This window comes from Streptomyces sp. CB02261 (assembly GCF_001905665.1).
Classification (GTDB): domain Bacteria; phylum Actinomycetota; class Actinomycetes; order Streptomycetales; family Streptomycetaceae; genus Streptomyces.
Window position 1 is genome coordinate 510,987 of sequence record NZ_LIVX01000007.1, and the last position, 22,273, is coordinate 533,259.

Annotated in this window: 19 protein-coding genes, 1 tRNA gene and 2 pseudogenes; 11 read left to right on the forward strand and 11 right to left on the reverse strand. The window is 73.3% G+C overall.

Annotation, left to right across the window (positions count from 1 at the left end):
• Positions 1–60: 60 nt before the first annotated feature.
• The 5 genes from AMK29_RS24880 to AMK29_RS24900 are packed head-to-tail and all read left to right on the forward strand — an operon-like array spanning position 61 to position 6,101.
• Positions 61–723, forward strand: a complete 663-nt coding sequence (locus tag AMK29_RS24880; protein ID WP_073816920.1) for an iron-containing redox enzyme family protein — start codon at positions 61–63, stop codon at positions 721–723.
• Entirely contained in the window at positions 720–980 is a 261-nt protein-coding gene (locus AMK29_RS24885) for an aroma-sacti cluster domain-containing protein (protein WP_398853561.1), read from the forward strand. Before AMK29_RS24880 ends, AMK29_RS24885 begins: the two co-directional genes overlap by 4 nt.
• Positions 981–1,019: 39 nt before the next feature.
• Positions 1,020–4,655: an adenylate/guanylate cyclase domain-containing protein gene (locus tag AMK29_RS37690; protein ID WP_079197113.1), complete on the forward strand. Its 3,636-nt coding sequence runs from the start codon at positions 1,020–1,022 to the stop codon at positions 4,653–4,655.
• Positions 4,652–5,491, forward strand: a complete 840-nt coding sequence (locus AMK29_RS24895) for a S8 family peptidase (RefSeq protein WP_073816931.1) — start codon at positions 4,652–4,654, stop codon at positions 5,489–5,491. The genes AMK29_RS37690 and AMK29_RS24895 overlap by 4 nt, the downstream gene beginning before the upstream one ends.
• A 25-nt stretch (positions 5,492–5,516) precedes the next feature.
• Positions 5,517–6,101, forward strand: a complete 585-nt coding sequence (locus AMK29_RS24900) for a GAF domain-containing protein (protein ID WP_073816934.1) — start codon at positions 5,517–5,519, stop codon at positions 6,099–6,101.
• A gap of 36 nt (positions 6,102–6,137) precedes the next feature.
• Here AMK29_RS24900 and AMK29_RS24905 read toward each other — a convergent pair whose 3' ends face one another.
• A complete protein-coding gene (locus tag AMK29_RS24905; protein WP_073816937.1) occupies positions 6,138–7,856 on the reverse strand; it encodes a PP2C family protein-serine/threonine phosphatase in 1,719 nt (572 codons plus the stop codon).
• 217 nt (positions 7,857–8,073) lie between these two features.
• Here AMK29_RS24905 and AMK29_RS24910 point away from each other — a divergent pair, with 217 nt between their 5' ends.
• The 4 genes from AMK29_RS24910 (at position 8,074) to AMK29_RS24925 (ending at position 11,446) form a co-directional block, all read left to right on the forward strand.
• Positions 8,074–8,949 (forward strand): oxygenase MpaB family protein, encoded by an 876-nt coding sequence (locus tag AMK29_RS24910; protein WP_073816940.1) that lies wholly within the window; start codon positions 8,074–8,076, stop codon positions 8,947–8,949.
• A gap of 236 nt (positions 8,950–9,185) precedes the next feature.
• Complete coding sequence (locus tag AMK29_RS24915; protein ID WP_073816943.1) at positions 9,186–10,673, forward strand: SulP family inorganic anion transporter; 1,488 nt, start codon at positions 9,186–9,188, stop codon at positions 10,671–10,673.
• A 194-nt stretch (positions 10,674–10,867) separates the two neighbouring features.
• A complete protein-coding gene (locus AMK29_RS24920) occupies positions 10,868–11,167 on the forward strand; it encodes a hypothetical protein (RefSeq protein ID WP_073816946.1) in 300 nt (99 codons plus the stop codon).
• 191 nt (positions 11,168–11,358) lie between these two features.
• Positions 11,359–11,446, forward strand: a tRNA-Leu gene (locus AMK29_RS24925).
• A 5-nt stretch (positions 11,447–11,451) separates the two neighbouring features.
• Here AMK29_RS24925 and AMK29_RS24930 read toward each other — a convergent pair.
• Positions 11,452–12,165 (reverse strand): 4'-phosphopantetheinyl transferase family protein, encoded by a 714-nt coding sequence (locus tag AMK29_RS24930; protein ID WP_073816949.1) that lies wholly within the window; start codon positions 12,163–12,165, stop codon positions 11,452–11,454.
• A gap of 127 nt (positions 12,166–12,292) precedes the next feature.
• Between AMK29_RS24930 and AMK29_RS24935 the strand changes: the two genes are divergently transcribed.
• Positions 12,293–13,705: an amidase gene (locus AMK29_RS24935; protein WP_073816952.1), complete on the forward strand. Its 1,413-nt coding sequence runs from the start codon at positions 12,293–12,295 to the stop codon at positions 13,703–13,705.
• Between the two features lie 50 nt (positions 13,706–13,755).
• On the opposite strand, the gene AMK29_RS24940 is transcribed toward AMK29_RS24935, so the two are convergent.
• Both AMK29_RS24940 and AMK29_RS24945 read right to left on the reverse strand, forming a co-directional pair.
• A complete protein-coding gene (locus tag AMK29_RS24940; RefSeq protein ID WP_073816955.1) occupies positions 13,756–14,082 on the reverse strand; it encodes a plasmid stabilization protein in 327 nt (108 codons plus the stop codon).
• Positions 14,083–14,144: 62 nt separating this feature from the next.
• On the reverse strand, positions 14,145–14,639 hold the full coding sequence (locus AMK29_RS24945) for a DUF6328 family protein (RefSeq protein ID WP_073816959.1): 495 nt from the start codon (positions 14,637–14,639) through the stop codon (positions 14,145–14,147).
• A gap of 224 nt (positions 14,640–14,863) precedes the next feature.
• Between AMK29_RS24945 and AMK29_RS24950 the strand changes: the two genes are divergently transcribed.
• The gene (locus AMK29_RS24950; RefSeq protein ID WP_073816962.1) at positions 14,864–15,301 is read left to right on the forward strand and encodes an ATP-binding protein; all 438 of its coding nucleotides are present in this window, start codon (positions 14,864–14,866) and stop codon (positions 15,299–15,301) included.
• Here the strand turns inward: AMK29_RS24950 and AMK29_RS24955 are convergent.
• From AMK29_RS24955 to AMK29_RS24985, 7 genes and pseudogenes are all read right to left on the reverse strand, one after another.
• The gene (locus AMK29_RS24955; protein ID WP_079197114.1) at positions 15,283–15,681 is read right to left on the reverse strand and encodes an STAS domain-containing protein; all 399 of its coding nucleotides are present in this window, start codon (positions 15,679–15,681) and stop codon (positions 15,283–15,285) included. The two genes, AMK29_RS24950 and AMK29_RS24955, sit on opposite strands and share 19 nt — an antisense overlap.
• Before the next feature lie 280 nt (positions 15,682–15,961).
• Positions 15,962–17,406 (reverse strand): annotated as a pseudogene (locus AMK29_RS24960) (DEAD/DEAH box helicase).
• Between the two features lie 215 nt (positions 17,407–17,621).
• Positions 17,622–17,825 (reverse strand): cold-shock protein, encoded by a 204-nt coding sequence (locus AMK29_RS24965; RefSeq protein ID WP_030218719.1) that lies wholly within the window; start codon positions 17,823–17,825, stop codon positions 17,622–17,624.
• 211 nt (positions 17,826–18,036) lie between these two features.
• Positions 18,037–18,849 carry a DUF817 domain-containing protein gene (locus AMK29_RS24970; protein WP_073816966.1) on the reverse strand — a complete coding sequence of 271 codons (813 nt, stop codon included), beginning with the start codon at positions 18,847–18,849 and terminating at the stop codon, positions 18,037–18,039.
• Positions 18,850–18,965: 116 nt separating this feature from the next.
• Entirely contained in the window at positions 18,966–20,411 is a 1,446-nt protein-coding gene (locus AMK29_RS24975; RefSeq protein WP_073816969.1) for a glyceraldehyde-3-phosphate dehydrogenase, read from the reverse strand.
• Between the two features lie 83 nt (positions 20,412–20,494).
• Positions 20,495–21,129: pseudogene (locus AMK29_RS24980) on the reverse strand (GNAT family N-acetyltransferase).
• A gap of 98 nt (positions 21,130–21,227) precedes the next feature.
• Complete coding sequence (locus tag AMK29_RS24985; RefSeq protein ID WP_073816972.1) at positions 21,228–22,259, reverse strand: serine hydrolase domain-containing protein; 1,032 nt, start codon at positions 22,257–22,259, stop codon at positions 21,228–21,230.
• Positions 22,260–22,273 lie beyond the last annotated feature (14 nt).

Sequence of the window (22,273 nt, forward strand, 5' to 3'; positions counted from 1 at the left end):
GACGTACGGCCGTTGCCTCCGACCGACACGTACAGCCCCCGAGAACCCGTGGAGCCGCCGATGAACACCACCGCGTCCCTCGCGCTCAGGACCACGCTGACACCCACCGCTCCCGTCCTGCGGGCCGCCCTCGCGTCGCTCTGGCGACCGGACGGTCTGCGGCAGCGATATCCGCGCTACCTGGCCGCCATGCATCCCCTCGTACGGGCCTCCGTGCCGCTCCTCCGACGGGCCGCCGCGCGGTGCGGCGAGCTCGACGACCCGGCCGCGCGACTGCTCCAGGCGTACTGCGTCCGCCACGCGGAGGAGGAGCGCGGCCACGACCTCTGGCTCCTCCAGGACCTGGCGGCCACCGGTGCCGCGCCGGACGCCGTGCCGCACCCCGTCGCCGTCGAACTCGCCGGGGCGCAGTACTACCGGATCGAGCACGAGCACCCCGTCACCCTGCTCGGCTACATCGCCGTCCTGGAGGGGAACGCCCCCGGGCCACGGCTCGCCGACCGCCTCGCCGCGGCCACCGGGTTCCCCGACGCCGCGTTCCGCACCCTCAGGGAACACGCCGAGCTCGACGGGGACCACCTCGACGACCTCTACCGCGTCCTCGACGCCCTCGCGCCGACCCCGGCCCAGCGGACCGCCGTCTCCGTCAGCGCGCTGCACACCACCCACCTGCTCACCCGGCTCTTCCTCTCCCTCGCCGCCACCCCCGGAGGACACCCGTGACCGACGACACCACGCCGCACGACGACGCCACCGCGTCCGCCGGATCACCCTCCTCCGGTTCCCTCCCCGAGCCCACCCTGGAGGCGCTCGCCGCCGCGGGCTTCGACGTCGACGTCCTCAGCGACGAGCAGCACGAGGTCCTGCGCGCCCTCACCCCGGAGGAACTGGACCTGCTGGTCGACATCCGGGGCCGGCTCGACGCGGCGGCGCCCGAGGTCCAGGCCCATGCCGACGTGGCGGGCGGCGCCCTGTTCTGAGCCCGGCCGCCCCCCGTCCCGCGTCCACCGGAGGAACCCATGCCCTGCGCCTCGTGCCGGAGCGCACTGCCGCCCGGCGCCCGGTTCTGCCCCTCGTGCGGCAGCCCGAGCACCCCCGGGCCGGTCATGGCCAAGCCGACCGGCCGCAAGGTGGTGACCGTCCTCTTCTGCGACCTGGTGGGCTCCACGGCCCTCTCCGGCGCGCTGGACGCGGAGACCCTGCGCTCGGTGACGCTCCGCTGGTTCGACCTCATGCGGCAGCGGATCGAGGAACAGGGCGGCACCGTGGAGAAGTTCATCGGCGACGCCGTGATGGCCGTCTTCGGCGTGCCTGCCGTACGGGAGGACGACGCCCGGCGGGCCCTCGCGGCGGCCCTCGCCATGCGCGAGGCGCTCGCGGGGCTCAACGCCCGCCTGGAGGAGGCCGTCGGCGTACGCCTGGAGATGCGCATCGGCGTCAACACCGGTCAGGTGGTGACCGGTTCGGCGACCCTGCGGCAGGCGATGGTCTCCGGTGAGGCGGTCAACGTCGCCGCGCGCCTGGAGCAGAACGCCGCCGCCGGGGAGATCCTCATCGGACCCGACACCCTGGCGGCGGCCGGTCCGGGCGTCCGTACGGTCGAGACGGGCCCGCTGCTGCTCAAGGGCAAGAGCGACCGCGTCCCCGCCCACCTCCTGCTGGGCGTCGACGAGGAGGAGGGCCCCGAGGCGCTGCGCCGCTTCGACCTCGGTTTCGTCGGCCGCTCCCGCGAAATCGGTCTCTTGGACGAGGCGTTGGCCCAGGTGGTACGGACCCGCCGGGCCGGTCGCCTGGTGGTCGGCGGTGAGGCGGGCCAGGGCAAGACCAGGCTCGTACGCGAGTGGATCCACCGGGCGACGCCGGCGCGGGGTGCGACGGGCGCGGCCCTGACGGCCACCATCCCGACGGCCCAGACGGCCCAGTCGGCCCAGTCGGCCCAGTCGGCCCAGACGGCCCAGACGGCCCAGACGGCCCCGACGGCCCTGACGGCTCCGACGGTCGCGGCTGTCACCGTCACGCCTCCGCGTGAGGCCGCGCTCACCACGCCTGCCGCCGGCCCGCGTCACGGCGTGGGGCGCTGTCGGGCCCGGGGAGAACAGCCCAGCCTCGGCCCGCTCGCCGACGCCGTGGCCGACCTGTTGAAGACCGGAGGCAGGCCCGCCCCCTCTCCCGAACTCGACCTGCTCGACGGAGGTCTGCTCCTGGACGGGACGCCCAACCCGTCGCCGGCGGACACCTGCGCGGCGCTCGCCAAGGTCCTCGCCGAGCTGTCCGCGACGGAACCCGTCGTCCTGGTGATCGACGACTGCCACTGGGCCGCGCAGCCGCTCTTCGACGCCCTTCAACGGTTGCTGCGTGCACTCACCGACGCCGCGGTCCTGATCGTCCTGCTGACCCGGCCGCAACTGTTCGACGCCCGCCCCGAACTCGCCGCGGACGCCGTGCCGCTCGGCGGCCTCTCCGACGCCGAGGCCCAGCTCCTCGCCGCCGAGCTGACCGGGGGAGCGGCGAACGGCGAGCCGCTCGGCCCCGGGGTCCTGGCACGGGTGGGCGGGAATCCGCTGCACCTGGAACAGTTGCTGCTCGCGGGGGACCAGGTCGACGCGGACAGCGTCCCGCTCCAGCTCCAGGCCCTGATCGGCGCGCGGATCGACGCGCTCGACCCGCCGGAACACCGGGCCCTCGGCGTGGCGTCCGTCCTCGGCGGCGACTTCACCGCCGACGAACTGACCGCGCTCGCCGGACATCCGGCGGAGACGTGGACCGGTCCCGAGCTGCTGTCCACGATCCACCGCCTGGTCCGGCACCGCCTGATCAGGCCGCACGGGGAGGCGTTCCGGTTCGCGGGCGGGCTGATCCAGGAGGTCGTCTACGCCAGCCAGTCCAAGATGGACCGGGCCGACCGGCACGAACGGGCGGCACGCCTCGACTCGGTCCGCGCACGGGGCGGAGCCGCGGTCGGCGCCCATCTGGAACACGCCCACCGCTACCGGGTCGAGCTGGGTGCCCAGGACCCGCACACCGACGGGCTGCGCCGACGCGCCGCCGACGCGCTCGCCGAGGCCGGACGGCTGGCCCTCGCCCACGCCGACCCCGTCTGGGCCGCCGACCTCCTCGCGCGGGCCGCGGCCCGGTACGCGGCGGGCGAGCCGGGCAGCACGACGACCCGGCGGCGCCTCGGCCAGACACTGCTGGACCTCGGCCGCGGCACGGAAGGCAGGGCGCTGCTGGAAGAGGTCCTCGCGGAGTACACGCCGCCCGCCGCCTCCGCCGCCGACGCGGCCGGGGACGTCCCCACCGACGCCGCCTCCGCCACCGGCCCCGCCGTCGGGACCTTCGCCACCACCTCGGCCGTCGACGGCCACCCCCACGCGGCCGCCGACGCCCACTCCGCCCACGCCCCCGACGCGGCCGGGGACGTCCCCACCGACGCGACCTCAACCCCCGGCCCCGCCGAGGTCCCCGCCGACGTCCCCGCCGTCGGGGCCTCCGCCACCACCGCGCCCGACGTCGGCCGCATTGCCGCCCCCGCCCTCCCCGCCGTGGGCGAGGTCGTCGCGGAGGCCGTCGTGGAGGCCGCGCACGCCCGTCTCGCCCTGGCCTCCGCCGGGCCGTCGGCCGGGCACGGCGAGTCGCCCGCCGAAGCCGCGAGCGCCACCCTTCCGGTCTTCGCCGCCGCAGGCGACGACCTCGGCCAGGCCAGGGCCTGCCTGCGGCTCGCCCAGCGGGCCCAGGAACAGGGCCGCCACGGGGAGGCGGAGCGGCTGCTCGGCCGCGCGCTCGGCCACGCCGTACGCGCGGACGCGGAGCCGGAGCGGGCCGCGGCGCTCGGCGCGACGGGCGTCTCGCTGTGGCGCGGGCCGCAACCCGTCGCGGACGCCGTCGCCCGCTGCCGTGAGCTCCTCGCCGACCAGGGGGCCGGCCGCCGGGCCGTACGACTGACCCTCAACTGCCCCCTGGCCGTACTCCTCGCCCTCGACGACGACCGTGAAGGGGCGCTCGCCTGCCTGGCGGAGGCGGAGCAGCTCGCGAAGCGGCTCGGATACGCCGAGGCCGACGCGTTCCTGCCGATCTTCACCGCGACCGTGGCCGACCTGGCCGGCCGACCGGGGGAGGCCCTCCAGAGCCTGGAACGGGCCGCGGCCTCCGCCCGGGACCTCGGCGCCACGGGCCTCCTGCGTGGCACCCTCCTGGACGCCGCCCGCATCCGGCTGGACCTCGGCGACTGGCGTGCCGCCCACACCGTCCTCGCCGAACTGGAGGAGCCGCGGGCCGAACCGGCCCGGCCGCGCGCCGAGTCGGCCGACCTCGACGGCCTGCGCGCCCGGATCGCCGCGGCACGGGGGCAGTCCACGACCGCCACCCGGCTGGCCGCGAGGGCGCTCACCACCGCGCGCCGTACCGACTCGCCCCTCGTCCAGGGCCTCGCCGCCCTGGACCTCGCCCGGACGGCCCTCGCCCTGGACCGCCCGGCCGACGGGGCCGAGGCCGCCGCTCGCGCCCGCGCGTACTTCGCGGCCAAGGGCCATCTCCCCGCCGTACGCCTGGCGGAAGCGGCGGCCGACGCCTGCGCGCAAGGGCGACCGGAGGCCACGGCCGTACGCGTCGCCCGCACCGGCACCGGCACCCGCACCGGAGAGGAGGCACCACGATGACGACCGCGCGGCGACCCGCGCCCGGACTCACCTGGGGGCTGCGGGGGCGAGGCCCCGCCGACGTACCCGTGGAGGCCGACGGGCCACCGGACCCGCCCGAGGGCGGCCCCGGACTCCTCGGCGGCACCGGCCGCGGCGTACGCGTCTGCGTGGTCGACTCCGGTGTCGAACGGGACCACCCCATGGTCGGCCCGCTCGACGGCTCGTGGCGCGTCTTCAAGGACGAGGAAGGGGTCCACGTCGAGGAGACGGACGAGGGCGACGCCTGCGGTCACGGCACCGCCTGCGCGGGCATCATCCGGCGCACCGCCCCCGACTGCGAGCTGACCAGCGTCCGCGTACTCGGCGAACGCTTCTCCGGCAGCGGGGACGTCCTGCTCGAAGGCATCCGATGGGCGGTGCGGCAGCGGTTCGACGTGGTGAACCTGAGCCTGTCCACCAGCAGCGACCGCTTCGTTGAGGAACTGCGCCGACTCGCAGACGAGGCGTACTTCCAGCAGACCGTGATCGTGGCCTCCGCGCACAACACGCACGTGGAGAGCTTTCCCTGGCGCTTCTCCTCGGTGATCTCGGTGGGCAGCCACCAGGAGGACGACCCGGACCTCCACCTCTACAACCCGGAGCCGCCGGTGGAGTTCTTCGCCCCGGGGCAGCGGGTCCAGGTGGCGTGGCTCGGCGGCACGTCGATCCGCAGCTCCGGCAACAGCTTCGCCACCCCGTTCATCGCGGGGCTGTGCGCGCGGATCCTGTCGAGCCGTCCCCGGCTGACGCCGTTCCAGCTGAAGAACGCCCTGTATCTGTCCGCAGCCAACGTCCGTGTCCACGGACGCCGGTAACGACCGGCACCGGAAGGGAACCCCCATGGCTCAGACGATCACCCCCGTCGCGTCCGCGGCACGCCAACCCGATCCGGCCATGGAGGAGCTGCTCCAGTCGGTGGTGGACACCGCGCGGGCCATCTTCGGCGCCCAGGCCAGCTCCATCCTCCTCCTGGAGGCCGCGGCAGACGAGCTCGTCTTCGAGGCCGTCTCCGGGCAGGGCCAGGACTTCCTGGTCGGCCGGCGGTTCCCGGCGGGCCGGGGGATCGCCGGGTGGGTCGCCGCGTCGGGGGAGCCGATGGTGGTCGACGACCTGCACGACAGCGCGCCGTTCGACCGGGACATCGCCGAGTCCACCGGCTACGTCCCGAACGCGCTGATGGCCGCCCCCCTCATCCACGGGAACCGGGTCCTCGGGGTCCTGGAGGTGCTCGACCCGTCCCCCCAGGCCCGGTCCAGCCTGACGGAGCTCGACCTGCTCTGCCTCTTCGCCCGCCAGGCGGCCGTCGCCCTGCACGTCCTCGTCACCCACACCCGACGCCTGCCTGCCGCGGACACCGCCGACGACCCCTCCCGCACCGAACTCCTCCGCCTCCTCTCGCAGGCCCGCCGCCTCCTCGGCGACTGACCCGCTGCACCCCGCTCGCGTCCGCCCCGGCCGGCCTCACTCCACCCGGATCGCCAGAACGCACGCGTCGTCCTCGTGACCCGCGATCTCCGCGTCCGCGAGCAGCGCGTCGATCACCTGCTGGGGAGCCGCGGGGGACGACGCCTCGACCGCGGCGGCCAGCCGGTCGATCCCCACGGTCACGTCCTCGCCCCGGCGCTCGACCATGCCGTCGGTGTACAGCACCAGCAGATCGCCCGGGAGCAGCGGCGTCGACGAGGTCTCGTACGCGTACCCGGGCAGCGCGCCGAGGAGCGGGCCCCGCTGCTCCGTCGCCAGCGGTTCGGCCCGGCCGTCGCGCAGCAGCAGCGGCGCGGGGTGGCCGGCGTCGGCCCAGTGCAGGACCTTGTCCTCGTCGAGGTGGCCGGCCACCATCGTGGCCGTCTGCCCCGTCGGATCGCTGCACACCAGGTCGTTCATCCAGGTGGTGATCTCCCCGGCCGACGAGTTCGTCTGTGCCAGGCCCGCCAGCGCGTGCCGCTGCTGCGCCATGCGCGCGACGGCCTCCAGGCCGTGCCCAGACGCGTCACCGATCGCCACGAGCACCCGGCCGTCCGACAGCAGCCGGCACTTGTACCAGTCGCCGCCCACCGCCGCGTCGGGTTCGGCCGGCCGGTAGGAGGCGGCCACCGTCAGCCCGACCGCCGCCAGCGCCTCCGAGTGCGTGGGAAGGATCGCCTCGCGCAGCGCGTCCGCGACCCGCCGTTCCGCTTCCGTCTGCCGTCGCAGCCGGTCCGACTCCCGCTCCGTCTCGGCGAGGCGCCGCCGACTGCGGATCTGCGGAGTGAGGTCGCGGGCGACGAGGTTGACGGCCCACGTCCTGCCGTCCGTCCCGGTGACGGGCCGTCCGAGGAGGTCGAGCGTACGGACCTCGCCGAGGACCACGAAACGGATCCGGGTCCAGGCGGGCTCCTCGCCCGCCAGCACCGAGGTGAGGAACTCGGAGAACGCCGTCAGATCGCCCGGCAGCAGCGCGTCGCACAACTGGTCCAGGGTCCACGGCATCCGCACATCGGCGTGGAAGATCCGGCTCAGCCCCTCCGACCAGGTGACCTTCCCGGAGAGCAGGTCCCAGTTCCCCCACCCCATCGACGCCAGGAACTGGGCGTCGACGGTCAGCAGCTCCGCCTGGGTCTGCACGGGCCGCCACGTCGCGAGCACCTGTTCGCCGCACCGGGCCGCCGAGTACAGCAGCGGAGCCCGGTGGATCCGGCCGAGCCGCTCCTCCGTGTAGTCCACCACCATCCCGTCGAGGGGCTTGCCGGTGTCCACGACGTCCGCCAGCGCGCCGAGCAGCCCCGAGTGCGCCGCGCCGGGGCGTGCCTCCAGGAGCCGCTGGCCGACCTGGTGGTCCGGCGCGTCGAGCCACTCCGCCGACCGGAAGCGGTTGCCGGCGACGATCCGGAAGTCGAGGACGGAGCCCGCCCTGTCCCACACCGGTTCGAGGAGCACGGCGGAGACGGGGATCGCGGCGAGCACGGAGCAGACCCCGCTACCGCCCGGCTCGTGGGTGCCGCACAGGCACCGGGTGGCCCCGTCGAGCTCGGCGGACGGCGGGAGGACCGCCAGGGACTGCAACGGCGACGCCAGCTCCGTACCGCCCGATCCGCTCAGGGGGCGTTCCGCGTGCCGGCGTACCGTCGCGCGCAGTGAGGTGACCTCACGGCCGATCATGCCCTTCAGGGCGTCGACGCTGTCGGGCAGGGGAAAGCTCATCGATCGCCTCCGGGCACCACATGACGGACCGCCTGCCTCAGCACCGGCGGTACGTCGCTCGGTTCCGCCGACCGTTCGACTGACGGCGGCGGCCGTACGGGCGCCGGGGCGCCGGCCGCCGGAGGGGCGGCTGCCCCCCGCCGCGGGCTTCATGCGTCACGGGCCGCGCGCATACGGGTGACAGCCCCGGCTCCGGCCGACCGGCCATACTGGAGGTGTGCCTCGGTCACCGTCGTGCGTCGTCGCCCTGCGGGAGCGGGCCGGTGAGTCCCTGCTGCACCGGGTCGCGGGCCCCGAGGCGCACCGGAAGCGCGCGCGCATCCACGGCACACCGGGCCCGCGCTGGTTCGGCCCCGACCGTCCCATCCGCGTCGTGCACGGCGACGCGTCGATGTACATCGGCGGTCTCGCCGCCCTCCTGCTCCAGTCGCTGCACCCCACCGCGATGGCGGCGGTCGCCGCCCACTCCGGTTTCCAGGGGGACCCCTGGGGGCGTCTCCAGCGGACCAGCACCTTCCTCGCCGTCACCACCTTCGGGACCAGCGAGGACGCCGAAGCGGCCGTGACACGGGTACGGGAGGTGCACGCGCGCATCCGCGGCACGACGCCCGAGGGTGTGCCGTACCGCGCCTCGGACCCCCATCTCCTCGGCTGGGTGCACGTCGCCGAGACGGCGTGTTTCCTCCGGGCCCACCAGCGGTACGGCCGGGCCCCGCTGGACCCGGCCGCCGCGGACGGCTACGTGGCCGACATGGCCGAGGTGGCGCGGCGGCTGGGGGTGGAGAGCCCGCCCGGGAGCCGCGCCGGACTCGCGGCCCGCCTGGCGGAGTACCGGCCCGAGTTGCGGGCCACGCCCGCGTCGAGGGCGGCGGCCCGTTTCCTGCTCTCGGATCCACCGCTGCCGGCGCTCGCCCGTTTTCCCTACGCGTTCCTGGCGGCCGCGGCGGTCGAGCTGCTGCCCGCCTGGGCGAGGGCCTACCTGGACCCGCCGGCCGCCACCCGGCTCATGCTGCCGCTGGGACGACCGGGGGGCCGTGCGATCACCGCCGGCCTCCGCTGGGTGATCATGGCCCCTCCGCCGCCGCGGGAGTGACCGGCGCACGCGGGCGGGTTCCGTACGGCGGGTAGAGTTGCCGGGCGAGAGCGGCGTGCCGTCGCCTCCCCGATCACGTGTCGGGGCCGAGGTGACCCCCGGCGAAGGTCCGACGCCGACGGGGTCCCTCGCGGGGTGCGGGCCGCTCCTCCGCGCCCCCAGCCCGCCCGGCCCGCCGACCAGGGGTGTGCCCGAGCCCGACAGGTTTCCGTCTTTTGTCCTCTCCCGCTTCCACCGTGTCCCCGGCCGCGTACCTCCGCCGTCTGAAGCCCGACTGGCTGCGTGATCCGAAGGTCTGGCGCACCGAGGTGCTGGCCGGTCTGGTGGTCGGGCTCGCGCTGATCCCCGAGGCGATCTCGTTCTCGATCATCGCGGGTGTCGATCCCGCGGTCGGACTGTTCTCGTCGTTCACCATGGCCGCCGTCGTCTCCGTCTTCGGCGGGCGTCGCGCGATGATCTCCGCGGCCACCGGCGCCGTGGCCCTGGTGATCGCCCCGCTGAACCGGGAGCACGGTCTCGGACACCTGGTCGCCGCGGTCATCCTGGCCGGTGTCCTCCAGGTCGTGCTCGGGGCGCTCGGGGTGGCGAAGCTGGTGCGGTTCATCCCCCGCTCGGTGATGGTCGGCTTCGTCAACGCCCTCGCGATCCTGATGTTCCTGGCCCAGATCCCCGAGGTGCGCGACGTTCCGTGGGCCGTGTACCCGCTGGTCGTCGGCGGTCTGGCCCTCATGGTGTTCTTCCCGAGGATCACGAGGGCCGTCCCGGCGCCGCTCGTCTCGATCGCCGTCCTCACGACGATCACCGTCGCGGCCGGGATCGCCGTCCCGACGGTCGGCGACAAGGGCGCCCTGCCCTCCTCACTGCCGGTGCCGGGCCTTCCCGACGTGCCGTTCACCCTGGACACCCTGACCACCATCGCCCCGTACGCCGTCGCCATGGCGCTCGTCGGCCTGATGGAGTCCCTGATGACCGCCAAGCTCGTCGACGACATCACCGACACGCCCTCCGACAAGACCCGCGAGTCCGTCGGCCAGGGCCTCGCGAACATCGTCACCGGCTTCCTCGGTGGCATGGGCGGCTGCGCCATGATCGGGCAGACGATGATCAACGTGAAGGTCTCCGGGGCACGCACCCGACTGTCGACGTTCCTCGCGGGGGCGTTCCTGATGGTGCTGTGCGTGGTCTTCGGGCCGGTGGTCTCCGAGATCCCGATGGCCGCTCTGGTCGCCGTCATGATCATGGTGACGTTCGCGACCTTCGACTGGCACTCGATCGCCCCGAAGACGCTCCGGCGGATGCCCGCGGGGGAGATCGCCGTCATGGTGATCACCGTCGTGTGCGTCGTGGTCACGCACAACCTCGCCGTCGGTGTCGTCGTCGGCTCGATCACGGCCATGGTCATCTTCGCCAAGCGCGTCGCCCACGTCGCCGAGGTCGTGCCCGTGCTCGCCCCCGGTGGCGGCACCGCCCTGTACAAGGTCACCGGCGAACTGTTCTTCGCCTCCTCCAACGACATCGTCGGGCGGTTCGACTACGCGGGGGACCCGGACAGGGTCGTGATCGACCTCTCCGCCGCCCATGTCTGGGACGCCTCCTCCGTCGCCGCCCTCGACGCCATCGCGACCAAGTACGCCCAGCGCGGCAAGAGCGTCGAGATCACCGGCCTCAACCACCCCAGCGCCGACCTCCACGCCAGACTCACCGGCGAACTCGCCGGCCACTGACCGGCCGCCGCCGTCCCCGCCGTCGCCGTCGCAGTCATACCGGTGCCCGCCCCGGCCGCCGGCCGGCCGTGCGGCGCCTCCCCGGCCGCCCGAGTGGTCCCGCCGAGATGGAGGGGGGACGCTGGAATCAAAGGGCGTCCGGGTGACGAGGGCGTACCGATCGGCATGCCTGCCCGGTCGCGAAAGGCCGCGCCATGCGCATGCTGCTGAAGGTTCAGATGGACACACAGGCCTCCAACGAGGCCATCAGGCAGGGCACCCTGTCGAAGCTGATGGAGAACGCGATGAGCGAACTCCGTCCCGAAGCCGCTTACTTCGGCGTCGAGAACGGCTGCCGGACCGCGTACATGTTCTTCGACCTGACCGACCCCTCCCAGATGCCGAAGCTCTCCGAGCCGTTCTTCCTCGAGCTGGAGGCCAAGATCTCCTACGCCCCGGTCATGAACCCGGAGGACCTGCGGAAGGGGCTCGGAGCGCTGGCCGGCGCCGGCTGAGGGGTGCCACCCGTATCGCCGCCCGCTCCGATTCCGGCGGGCACGTCGGCGGTGACGCTCTCGCCGTCGTCCCCCGACGTGCCCCGCACCGCGCTGACCACGGAAAACGCACGTGAATCACGCGCCGAACCCCTGATATATTCATACCTGTCGCCGCCGCGGATGATCATCCCGGGAGTGACGCACACCTGGTCCAAGTGGCGGAATGGCAGACGCGCTAGCTTGAGGTGCTAGTGCCCTTTATCGGGCGTGGGGGTTCAAGTCCCCCCTTGGACACCACGACTTCACCCCAGCCGGATCTCAGGCCCGTCGGCGACGGCGACCGCCGCCGCGAAGGAAGCCCCGACCGGTACGTCGGTCAGAGACCAGCCCGGCACCGCGGACGGATCGGGACCCAGGCCCACGTACGTCCGCTCCAGCCCGCCCGCGAGCCCCTCACCCGTTCCCTTCAGGTACGCCTCCTTGCGCGCCCAGCACCGGGTGAACGCGGCCTGCCGGGCGTCCTCGGGCAGCAGGGCGAACTCCTCCCGCTCCCTCGGGTGCAGGCTGACCGCGACCAGGTCCGCCACCTCGGCCTCCGGATACGCTTCGACGTCCACCCCCACCGGCCTCGCGGCGACCCCGACCAGCACCAGATCCCGGCTGTGCGAGAGGGAGAAGTGGATCCCCCCGCCCCGCAGGGCCGGCCGGCCGTGCGGCCCTCCACAGAGCGGACAGTCCTCCCTGACGAACACGACCTCGCCCGCCGGCACGTCCAGGTAGCGCCCCAGCAGACGCCGCAACCCGCCGTGCGCGGCGAGATACCGCGCCCGGTCGCCCTCCCGTACCAGCGCCTTCCAGCGCCGCCGCTCCTCGGCGTCGAGAAGGTCGTGCGCCCCGGGGTCCTCCGCCACCCGCAGCAGCCAGAGCGCCACCGACCCGTCGGCGGGGAGCGGCACCGTCGGCTCCGGCGCGGCTCCGGCTCGCAGCACCCGCACGGGGCTGATCTCCATGGTCATGCCGTCATTCTGCACCGACCCGTCCGGCCGAACCCGCGGACGGGCGAAGGCCGAGACACTCGCGTGTTACCGACTGGTAGGGCATCCTGGCGGTCCACCATCCACACGGCCGGGGGCTGAGGCAGCGGTGACGACTTTCGAGGAACGGGCGACGGTGCACGCCTTCCGGGACGACGCGCTGGGGGAGCACGACGCCGTCGGGCTCGCCGAGGCGATCCGGCGGGGCGAGGTCTCCGCCGCCGAGGCCGCCCGGGACGCGGCCGAGCGGGTACGGTCGGTCGAGGGGCGGCTCCACGCGGTCCAGGTGCACCTCGACCCTCCCGCGACGGGCGCGAGCGACGGGCTGTTGGCCGGGGTGCCGACGTTCGTCAAGGACAACACCGACTACCTGGGCCTTCCCACCGGCCACGGCAGCGCCGCCTTCACCCCGAGGGCCGCCCGGCGGCACGCGCCCTTCACCCGGCAGTTCCTGAGCAGCGGCGTCGCCGTCCTGGGCAAGACCCGGCTGCCCGAGTTCGGCTTCAGCCCGGCGACGGAGTACGACGGCGCGGAACCCGTGCGCAACCCGTGGAACACGGACCACTCGGCGGGTGGTTCGTCCGGTGGCAGCGCCGCGCTCGTCGCCGCCGGAGCGGTCCCGATCGCCCACGCCAACGACGGCGGCGGCTCGATCCGCATCCCGGCCGCCTGCTGCGGCCTCGTCGGACTCAAGCCGACGCGCGGCCGGGTCGTGACGAACGCCCAGAGCCGTCAACTGCCCCTCGACATCGTGTCCGACGGCATCGTGAGCCGTTCCGTACGGGACACCGCGGCGTTCCTCGCGGCCGCGGAGACGTACTGGCGCAACCCGAAACTGCCGCCGCTCGGCCTGGTCGAGGGCCCCTCGGGCCGACGGCTGCGCATCGGGTTCCTGGTCGACTCGCCGAACGGCGTCCACGCCGACACCGCCACCCGGGCGGCCGTCACGGAGACGGCGGCCACCCTCGAACGTCTCGGGCACACCGTGGAACCGGTGGAGCTGTCCCTCGACCCCCGCTTCACCGAGGACTTCCTCACCTACTGGGGGATGCTGTCCTTCCTCCTCGGTGTCACAGGACGGTCCCTCGGCACGGACTTCGACCGGCGCCGGATGGACGGCCTCAGCCGCGGCCTGCGCGAGGACTACCTGAAGGCGTGGCGGCGGACCCCGGGCGTGCTCCGGCGGCTGAGGCGTACGAAAGAGGCGTACGCGGCGGCGTTCCGCGGACTCGACCTGATCCTCACACCCGTACTCGCCCACACCACGCCGGAGATCGGCCACCTCAGCCCGACCGTCCCCTACCGGACCCTGATCGAACGGATCCTCGCGTACGTCGCCTTCACCCCGGTGAACAACGTCGTCGGTACGCCGTCGATCTCGGTGCCCGCCGCGAGCGCGACGGACCAGGGGCTGCCCGTCGGGGTCATGTTCTCGGGCCGCCCCGGCAGTGAACGGACCCTGCTGGAGGTGGCGTTCGCACTGGAGGCGGACCGCCCCTTCCGGCGCGTCCAGGACCGCTGACCCGGAAGGGCCGGGGGTCCGGACTGCGTCCAGGGTCGGTCCGCCTCGCCTCAGCTGTCGCCGAGGGCGCGCGTGAGGTCCGCCTTGTTCATCTTCGAGCGGCCGTCGATGTTGCGGCGCTTGGCCTCTTCGTAGAGCTGGTCGTACGTGCGCCCCTGGGCGCCGCTGTGGGAGCGCTTGCCCCCGCGCTCGCCGGACGACATGTCCTCCCGGGAGAGCTTGCTGGAGGTCTTGGACTCGCCGTGCCGGGCCCGCTCCTTGTTCACGGTGCGGGCGGCGATCTCCTCGGCGCGCTCGGTGCTCTCGCCGCGGTCCTCCGCGCTCTCCTTGATGTGCTCGTACTGCCGTTCGCGCTTGGGGCTGGATCCGCGAGGCATGGTGTCTCTCCTTCCGGCGTGTCCGGCGGGGTTCGCCGTGCGGCTACCCGCGCGACCGTCCGTCACGCGTCACCGTTTCGGCCGTGCCGGCGCCGGGCCCACAGCGGCAGGGCGAACCAGCACAGCAGGTACCAGGCGAGGACGGGTGCCACCAGCCAGGCGACGAGTGAGTCGTCGGTGGCCACGCGCAGGATGAGGAAGAGCGCGGAGGTCAGGGTGGCGAGCAGGAGCAGGATGCCGGTCATGACCAGCCGGGACGCCCAGACGACCGCCTGCGGCTTGAGCCGGTGACCGGAGACGAGCCGGTGGAAGGAGACCGGGCCTATGAGTGCGCCCGTGGCCAGCGATCCGAGGATCACCGTCACGACGTAGATCGTCTTGTCGGTGGAACTCAGGTCCACGAACCGGGGCGTGAAGACGACGGTCAGCAGGAACCCCAGCAGGATCTGCACACCCGTCTGCGCCACTCGTATCTCCTGCAGGACGTCCTGCCACTGCCGGTCCGCGCGTTCGTCCGCGGTCTCGTCCCGTCCCCGCCCGTTCTCACGGTCACTCATCCCACTACCCTCCGGTTCAGCGGCCCCCGTCACCCGAACGGCCGTACGAGGCGTGTGCCCCCGCCTGCTCGGCCGCATCCGCCCCCGCAAGGATCTTCGTGTCTTCGTACGAGAGCGGTCCGTCACCGTTCGAGGGGGAGGGGGAATGCGACGCGTGGGTCGGGGCAGGGGCCTCGTGAACGGTGAGAACAAACCGGCTGGAACGAGACCGGGAGGGCAGAGCCGTGACCGCAGGGCATCGCACGTCGGACAGCGTCCGGTCACGGGTGCCGCGCGACGCCGCCGACGCGCGTGCCCGGGTGGCCGAGGCGTTCGCACGGGCGGGAGCCGCTACGGGGAGGCCACCGTCCCCGACGGCCCTGGGGGACGCCCTCCTCGTGACGTCCGAGCTGGTGAGCAACGCACTGCGGCACGGGGGCGGCCTCACCGGATTCGCCGTGGAGTGGGACCGGGCGGCGGTGACCATCACCGTCGCGGACGCCAGCGGTGAACTGCCCCGCCTCACGGGCGGTCAGGGCGGGAAGCGGGACTTCGGACCGGGGGAGGGCGGCTTCGGCTGGCCCCTGATCAGGTTGCTCGCGCTGGAGATCAGGCTCTGCCTCCCGTCGCACGGCGGCAAGACAATCGAAGTTCGGCTGCCCCTTCACCGCCCCGTCGCGTGACCCGCGAAGAGGGCCTCGGTGTCGGTGAGCCGGAGCAGCCGGGCCATCGGCGGGCTCACGGGGCCGAGCCTGAGCGGGCAGGACCCGCCGGCGAGGTGGCGGCGCCGGGCGTCCAGGAAGGCGCCCAGTCCGGCGCAGTCGCAGAAGGTGACGGCCGAGAGGTCGAGCGTGACCCCCTCCGGGTGGACGCGGAGGGCGGCCTCCAGGGCCTCGTGCAGATACGGGGCGCTGTCGATGTCGATCTCTCCGTCGGCGACGACGGTGCCGTCCGGGGCGACCTCGACGGTCAACGGGCTGCCGGGGTCTTGCGCAGACGACTGGAGGGCGATGTCGACGGCGGGCGCCGGGAGATCGATGGAGCGATCCGGAAGGGGACGCATGGTCTGCTCCCTCGGGCCGGTCAATCCAACCAACCTGGTCTTTCCGCCCTTATCGTCCCCTTGATCACCGTAATGTGTCAATCGATGTCGCCGCCGCGCCCGGGGTGACCGAGAGGACCGTGCAGGCGATCGGCCCCCGACCTGGAGGCGGCCGGTTACCTCACGCACGCGCGTGAGATGCGGCGCAACCGTTACCGCCTGGCGTCCGGCACGCGGCCGCCGTACCCCGGGACGGCCAGGCACGGCACGGGGACGGCCGACGGGCCCCAGTGGGCACCGCTCAGCCGCCGCGGCGGATCCTCGCGGCCTGGCGGGCCTCCGCCGTCTTGCGGGCCTCCGCGGCCCGCCGGGACTCGTTCTTGGCGCGGCCGGGGCGGCCCGGGACGGTGCCGATGCCCCGGAAGGCCGCGCCGCCGCGCTTGGGGCGTTCCTGGCTCGGCGCGCTGCCGTCGACCGGTACGCCCGAGGGGGTGCGGGCGCCGGTGAGGCGGCTCAGTTCGGCCTCGCCGGAGCGGACCTGGGTGTCCGGGGCACGATTCCGGCGGCCGTCATGAGGCGCGCCACGTCCCGCCGCTCCTCGGAGGTGACGAGGGTGACGACGGCCCCGGACTCGCCGGCGCGGGCGGTGCGCCCGCCCCGGTGCAGGTAGTCCTTGTGGTCGGCGGGCGGGTCGACGTTCACGACGAGGTCGACCTCGTCGACGTGGATGCCGCGCGCCGCCACGTTGGTGGCGACGAGGACGGGGACCTCGCCGCTCCGGAAGCGCTCCAGGGTGCGGGTCCGCAGCGGCTGGGACTTCCCGCCGTGCAGCGCCGCGGCGCGGACGCCGCTGCCGAGAAGGTGCCTGGTGAGACGGTCCACGGCGTGCTTGGTGTCCAGGAACATGATCACCCGGCCGTCGCGCGCCGCGATCTCCGTCGTCAGCCGGTGCTTGTCGGCGCCGTGGACGTGCAGGACGTGGTGCTCCATCGTGGTGACCGCGCCCTGGGAGGGGTCGACGGAGTGGACGACGGGGTCGCTGAGGTAGCGGCGGACCAGGAGGTCGACGTTGCGGTCCAGGGTCGCGGAGAACAGCATCCGCTGGCCGTCGGGGCGGACCTGGTCGAGCAGGGCGGTGACCTGCGGCATGAAGCCCATGTCGGCCATCTGGTCGGCCTCGTCCAGGACGGTGACCGCGACCCGGTCGAGCCGGCAGTCGCCGCGGTCGATGAGGTCCTTGAGGCGCCCGGGCGTGGCGACCACGACCTCGGCGCCGCCGCGCAGCGCGCCCGCCTGCCTGCCGATCGGCATCCCGCCGACGACGGTGGCCAGACGGAGCTTCACGGCGCGGGCGTAGGGGGTGAGGGCGTCGGTGACCTGCTGGGCGAGTTCCCGGGTGGGGACCAGGACCAGGGCCAGCGGCTGACGGGGCTCGGCGAGCTGCCCGGCGGTACGGGCCAGCAGGGCCAGGCCGAAGGCGAGGGTCTTGCCGGAGCCGGTGCGCCCCCGCCCGAGGACGTCACGGCCGGCGAGGGCGTCGGGCAGCGTCGCGGACTGGATCGGGAACGGCTCGTCGACGCCGAGCCGGGTGAGCTCGGCGAGTACCTCGGCCGGCAGGTCGAGCTCGGCGAAGGTGGCGGCCGGCGGCAGGGCGGGGGTGACGGAGGCCGTCACCGCGAATTCGTCCCGCGCCGCGGCGGCGCGTCGTGCCTTGTCGGTACGGGAGGTGCTGTGCGTGCTGTCCATGGGGACCTTCCTCGAGACGGTGCGCTTCGAGGAATTCGCGACGGGCAGCCAGCCCAATGAATTACAGGAACGTACCGAACGCCATATGCGTGCGGATCCGGCCATGCCGAGGGGGTGGAAATCGGCGTCCGGTCCGTGAGAATACCTGGAAAAAGCAACGAGCCGGGGCCCTCACCACACGGGTGAGGGCCCCAGCTGCGTCGGACGTGTCAACGTCAGGCGGGGAGGATGTTCTCCGCCTGGGGGCCCTTCTGGCCCTGCGTGACGTCGAAGGTCACCTTCTGGCCTTCCTGGAGCTCACGGAAGCCAGAGGTGGCGATGTTGGAGTAGTGGGCGAAGACGTCCGGGCCGCCACCCTCCTGCTCGATGAAGCCGAAGCCCTTTTCAGCGTTGAACCACTTCACGGTGCCGTTAGCCATGTCAAATCTCCTTCGGGGCGTAGCCCAGGGAACCGCACTGTGCGGGTCCCGGAGTCGCCGTGATGATTGCCCCGTCCGGAAAACTGCACCGAAAACACAGAAAGTGCCTGACGATGTCGAATCGTCAAAGGCACTTGTAAGTTTCTTTGGGAACCACGACTGCAACTGCTGTTGACTGTAGCACGTCGGCGGGAGGCGTGCACGGAATTGCCTATTGCCCTCGCCGGCGGGTCGGGAACATTTTCCCGGCCGACGGGGTCGGATCCGCCGGCCGCCCCCGGTGGGCCGTCAGGACGAAGGTGACCGTGATGAGCAGCGCCCAGGCGCCGAACTTGGCGAAGGACACGGGCTGCCAGCCGTCCAGCTGGTCCGGGTAGCTCCAGGCGCCGACGTACGTGGCGGCGTTCTCGGCGACCCACAGGAAGAAGCCGATCAGGACGAACGACAGGGCCAGCGGCATCCGGTGGTCCCGCTCGCCCACCCGGAACCGCACCCAGGTCCCCGCCGTCGCCGCCAGGAGCAGCGCGGCCAGGGCCCAGCGGGCGTCGGGCAGCCAGTGGTGGCTGAAGAAGTTGACGTACACGGCACCGGCGAGCACCGCCGTGACGCGCGGCCGGTAGCCCGTGAGCCGCAGGTCGAACAGGCGCCAGGCCCGGCAGACGTAACTGCCCAGAGCCGCGTAGAGGAACCCGCCGTACAGCGGCACCCCGCCGACCTTCGTCAGCGCCTCCTCGGGGTAACTCCACGACCCCATCCGTACCTTGACCAACTCGAAGAGCAGACCGATGACATGGCAGCCGGCGATGACGGCGACGTCCCGGCCGGTGTCCCAGCCCACCTTCCACGCGAGCAGGGTGAGCCCGATGCCGTACACCAGGAGCAGGTCGTAGCGGGCCACCGGCAGTTCGGGCGGCAGGGTGGAGACCGCGATGCCGCCGATGAGCGCGAAGGCGAAGGCGCAGCACCGTACCTGGAGGACCGCGAAGACCAGGAGCTGGTGTATCCCGTGCGTGAACGTCTTCATGGCGGGAGGGACGCCGGGCCGCCGTGGTCGGTTCGCGGCCCGCCCCCCACGACGAGCGGCGCGCCGCACCCCCGTGGGGATGCGGCGCGCCGTCGGACCGTCGGGCGGGGCGGGGATCAGACCGCCGGGGACGGGAAGGTCGGGTACTCCACGCCGGAGACGTGCTGGACGACCCGGATGACCTGGCACGAGTAGCCGAACTCGTTGTCGTACCAGAGGTAGAGGATCGCGTTGTCGCCGTCGACCTTGGTCGCACCGGCGTCGATGATCGACGCGTGGCGCGAGCCGACGAAGTCCATGGAGACGGCGTCGGGGGCCGTGGTGAAGTCGATCTGACGCTTCAGCGGCGAGTGCAGCGAGACGTCGCGGAGGTACTCGAGGACCTCGTCGCGGGTGGTCTCGCGGCCCAGGCGCAGGCTCAGGATCGCGATCGAGACGTCCGGGACGGGGACGCGGATCGAGCTGCCGGTGATCGGGGCCTTGAGGTCCGGCAGGGCCTTGGCGACGGCCGAGGCGGCACCGGTCTCGGTGATCACCATGTTGAGCGGCGCGGAACGGCCGCGACGGTCGGCCTTGTGGTAGTTGTCCAGGAGGTTCTGGTCGTTCGTGAACGAGTGGACCGTCTCCACGTGGCCACGCAGCACGCCGTACTCGTCGTCCATGGCCTTCAGCGGCGGGACGATGGCGTTGGTGGTGCAGGACGCGCAGGACAGGATCTTCTCGTCCGGCTTGACCGTCTCGTGGTTGACGCCGTGCACGATGTTCGGCACGTCACCCTTGCCGGGCGCGGTCAGGACGACCTTGTCGATGCCGGGGCGCAGGTGCTTGGAGAGGCCCGCGCGGTCGCGCCACTTGCCGGTGTTGTCGATGAGGATGGCGTTGTCGATGCCGTACGCCGTGTAGTCGACCTCGGAGGGGTCGTTGGCGTAGATCACCTTGATCGTGTTGCCGTTGGCGACGATGGTGCTGTTCGCCTCGTCGACCGTGATCGTGCCCTGGAACTGCCCGTGGATGGAGTCGCGCCGCAGCAGCGAGGCGCGCTTCACGAGGTCCTGCTCGCCGCCGCCGCGGACGACGATCGCGCGCAGGCGCAGACCGTTGCCCGAACCGGCCTTCTCGATGAGGAGGCGGGCGACGAGGCGGCCGATGCGGCCGAAGCCGTAGAGGACGACGTCGCGTCCGTCGCGGCGCTCGATCTTGTTCTCACCGGTCGCGCCGGCGACGGCCTCGGCGGTGAACTCCGCCACCGAGAGACCGCGGTCGTCGGTCTTGTACTCGGCGGCGAGCATGCCGATGTCGATCTGCGACGGGCCGAGGTCGAGGGTCGTGAGCGTCTGGAGGAAGGGGAGCGTCTCGGTGACCGACAGCTCCTCGCCGGCTATCTGCCGGGCGAAGCGGTGGGTCTTGAGGATGCTGACCACCGACTTGTTCACCAGGGAGCGGCTGTGGAGGAGGACGGTGACGTCCTGCTCCCGGTGCAGCTTCCCGATGATCGGGATCATCGACTCCGCGATCTCCTCGCGGTTCTTCCAGCTGGTGAACGAGTCGTCATTGACAGTCACAAGTTTATCTTTCGAGCTAGGCGGCGCTCATATGGTAACCCCCGGCCCGTCCGCCCCATCAAGGGGGCCGGACCGGGCCTCGGTCACCCCGCGCGGCGCTCCCGGATGGCGGCCAGGCGCCGTTCGAGCGCCGCCCGGCGGTCCGGCCACTCCTCGGCGATGATCGAGAAGACGGCGGAGTCGCGGAGGCGCCCGTCCTCGCCAGGGGCCCAGGAGCGGACCGACTTGCGCAGGACGCCCTCGAAGCTCGCGCCGACGCTCGTGATGGCCGCCCGGGAGCGGGCGTTGCGGGCGTCGGTCCTGAGGTCGGTCCGTGCCACGTCCCAGCTCTCGAAGGCGTGCCGGAAGAGCAGGTACTTGGCCTCCGCGTTCACCCCGGTGCCCTGCGCGGAGGCGGCGAGCCAGGTGAAGCCGATCTCGATCGCGCAGAGGCCCTCACCGGAGGGCCACGGACGCGGGTCCCAGAAGGAGGTGTGTCCGACGACACGGCCCGTGGCCACGTCCACCTGCGCGTACGGGGCCAGCCTGCCGTCGGCCGCGCGACCGAGCTGCGCCTCGATGTACGCCCCGACGTCCTCCGGCCCGGCACCCAGGTGTAGTGGTACGCGTCACGGTCCTCCTCCGCCGCCTCGGCCAGACCGACCGCGTGGTGCCGCCCGAGCGGCTCCAGGCGCACGAACGCGCCCTCCAGGACCGGCCCTACCAGCGTGAAACCCATGGTGCGCACTCCGTTCGCGTCGGGCGGGGGACGATCCCCCGGCCGAGGTGCAGGGTCGCGGAGCGCTGACCGGACGGCACCCGGATTCCTGGCGGCCGTCAGCGGAAGGCGAGGGTCCGGAAGGCGTTCCGTACGGCGGTCAGCGGGCCCGGGTCGCGGGTCAGACGCAGCCGGTTGGTGAGCAGGACCGCCCACCGGTCCTGGGCGGGCGACACCCACAGGCCGGTGCCGGTGAAGCCGAAGTGGGCCCAGACGTCGTCCGCGGGGGCCGTGCGGGGCGCGGGATGCCAGAACAGGCCGCGCGGCGGGACGAGCTCGCCGGTGTGGACGCGGAGCGAGTCCGCCGTCCACGCGGCGGAGAACACACCGGGCACCGGGGCGAGGAGGTGGCGCAGGAACCGCCCGATGTCGGCGGCCGTGGTGAAGACCCCCGCGATCCCGCAGGCGCCGCCGAGGAGCCGGGTGGAGAAGTCGTGCACGACGCCCCGGAGCGGGGCGCCGCTCTCCTCGTCGTACTCCGTGGGCGCGCACCGCTCCCTGACCGGGGCCGGGAGCGGACCGTACCGCGTCTCCGTCATCGCGAGCGGGCTCCAGACCCGCTCCTCGGCGAGGCGGGGGAGCGGTCGCCGGGTCAGGTGCTCGGCCAGGTAGCCGAGGATGAGCGCGGCGCGGTCGGTGTACGCGACGGCCGCTCCGGCCCGGTGCCGCAGCGGTTCGGCGAGGACGCCGTCCCTGACGTCCTGCGGGTCGGAGCCGTAACTGTGCCGCAGGTTGGCCCGCAGCGGCAGCCCCGCCGTGTGCGTGAGCAGATGGTGGGGTGTGACATCGGCGAGGGGCCGTCCCGCGGCCTCCGGCCAGAACGAGCCGAGCGGCGCGCTGAGATCGAGCTTTCCCGCGTCGACGAGGGTGCCGGTCACCGCCCAGACGGCGAGGATCTTGGTGAGGCTGGCGACGTCGAAGAGCGTGTCGAGCCGCGTGGGTTCTCCGGGGCGGGCGGGGTCGAGCAGCCCGACGGCCCCCTCCGACACGGTCGTACGGGCGTCGCCCAGGGCCCAGACGGCGCCGGGGCAGACGCCCGCGCGCACCGCGTCGCCGAGGAGCCGCTCGAACGGGTCGCTGCGCTGCGCCAAGGCGTGCCTCCGAC

Bases quoted from the DNA above. Each gene is read 5' to 3' on its own strand.
- AMK29_RS24965 (WP_030218719.1), bottom strand. From the start codon at position 17,825: ATGGCTAACGGCACCGTGAAGTGGTTCAACGCTGAAAAGGGCTTCGGC.
- AMK29_RS24920 (WP_073816946.1), top strand. From the start codon at position 10,868: ATGCGCATGCTGCTGAAGGTTCAGATGGACACACAGGCCTCCAACGAG.
- AMK29_RS24945 (WP_073816959.1), bottom strand. From the start codon at position 14,639: ATGAGTGACCGTGAGAACGGGCGGGGACGGGACGAGACCGCGGACGAA.
- AMK29_RS24955 (WP_079197114.1), bottom strand. From the start codon at position 15,681: ATGCGTCCCCTTCCGGATCGCTCCATCGATCTCCCGGCGCCCGCCGTC.
- AMK29_RS24895 (WP_073816931.1), top strand. From the start codon at position 4,652: ATGACGACCGCGCGGCGACCCGCGCCCGGACTCACCTGGGGGCTGCGG.
- AMK29_RS24930 (WP_073816949.1), bottom strand. From the start codon at position 12,165: ATGACCATGGAGATCAGCCCCGTGCGGGTGCTGCGAGCCGGAGCCGCG.
- AMK29_RS24970 (WP_073816966.1), bottom strand. From the start codon at position 18,849: ATGAAGACGTTCACGCACGGGATACACCAGCTCCTGGTCTTCGCGGTC.
- AMK29_RS37690 (WP_079197113.1), top strand. From the start codon at position 1,020: ATGCCCTGCGCCTCGTGCCGGAGCGCACTGCCGCCCGGCGCCCGGTTC.
- AMK29_RS24905 (WP_073816937.1), bottom strand. From the start codon at position 7,856: ATGAGCTTTCCCCTGCCCGACAGCGTCGACGCCCTGAAGGGCATGATC.
- AMK29_RS24940 (WP_073816955.1), bottom strand. From the start codon at position 14,082: ATGCCTCGCGGATCCAGCCCCAAGCGCGAACGGCAGTACGAGCACATC.
- AMK29_RS24880 (WP_073816920.1), top strand. From the start codon at position 61: ATGAACACCACCGCGTCCCTCGCGCTCAGGACCACGCTGACACCCACC.
- AMK29_RS24900 (WP_073816934.1), top strand. From the start codon at position 5,517: ATGGCTCAGACGATCACCCCCGTCGCGTCCGCGGCACGCCAACCCGAT.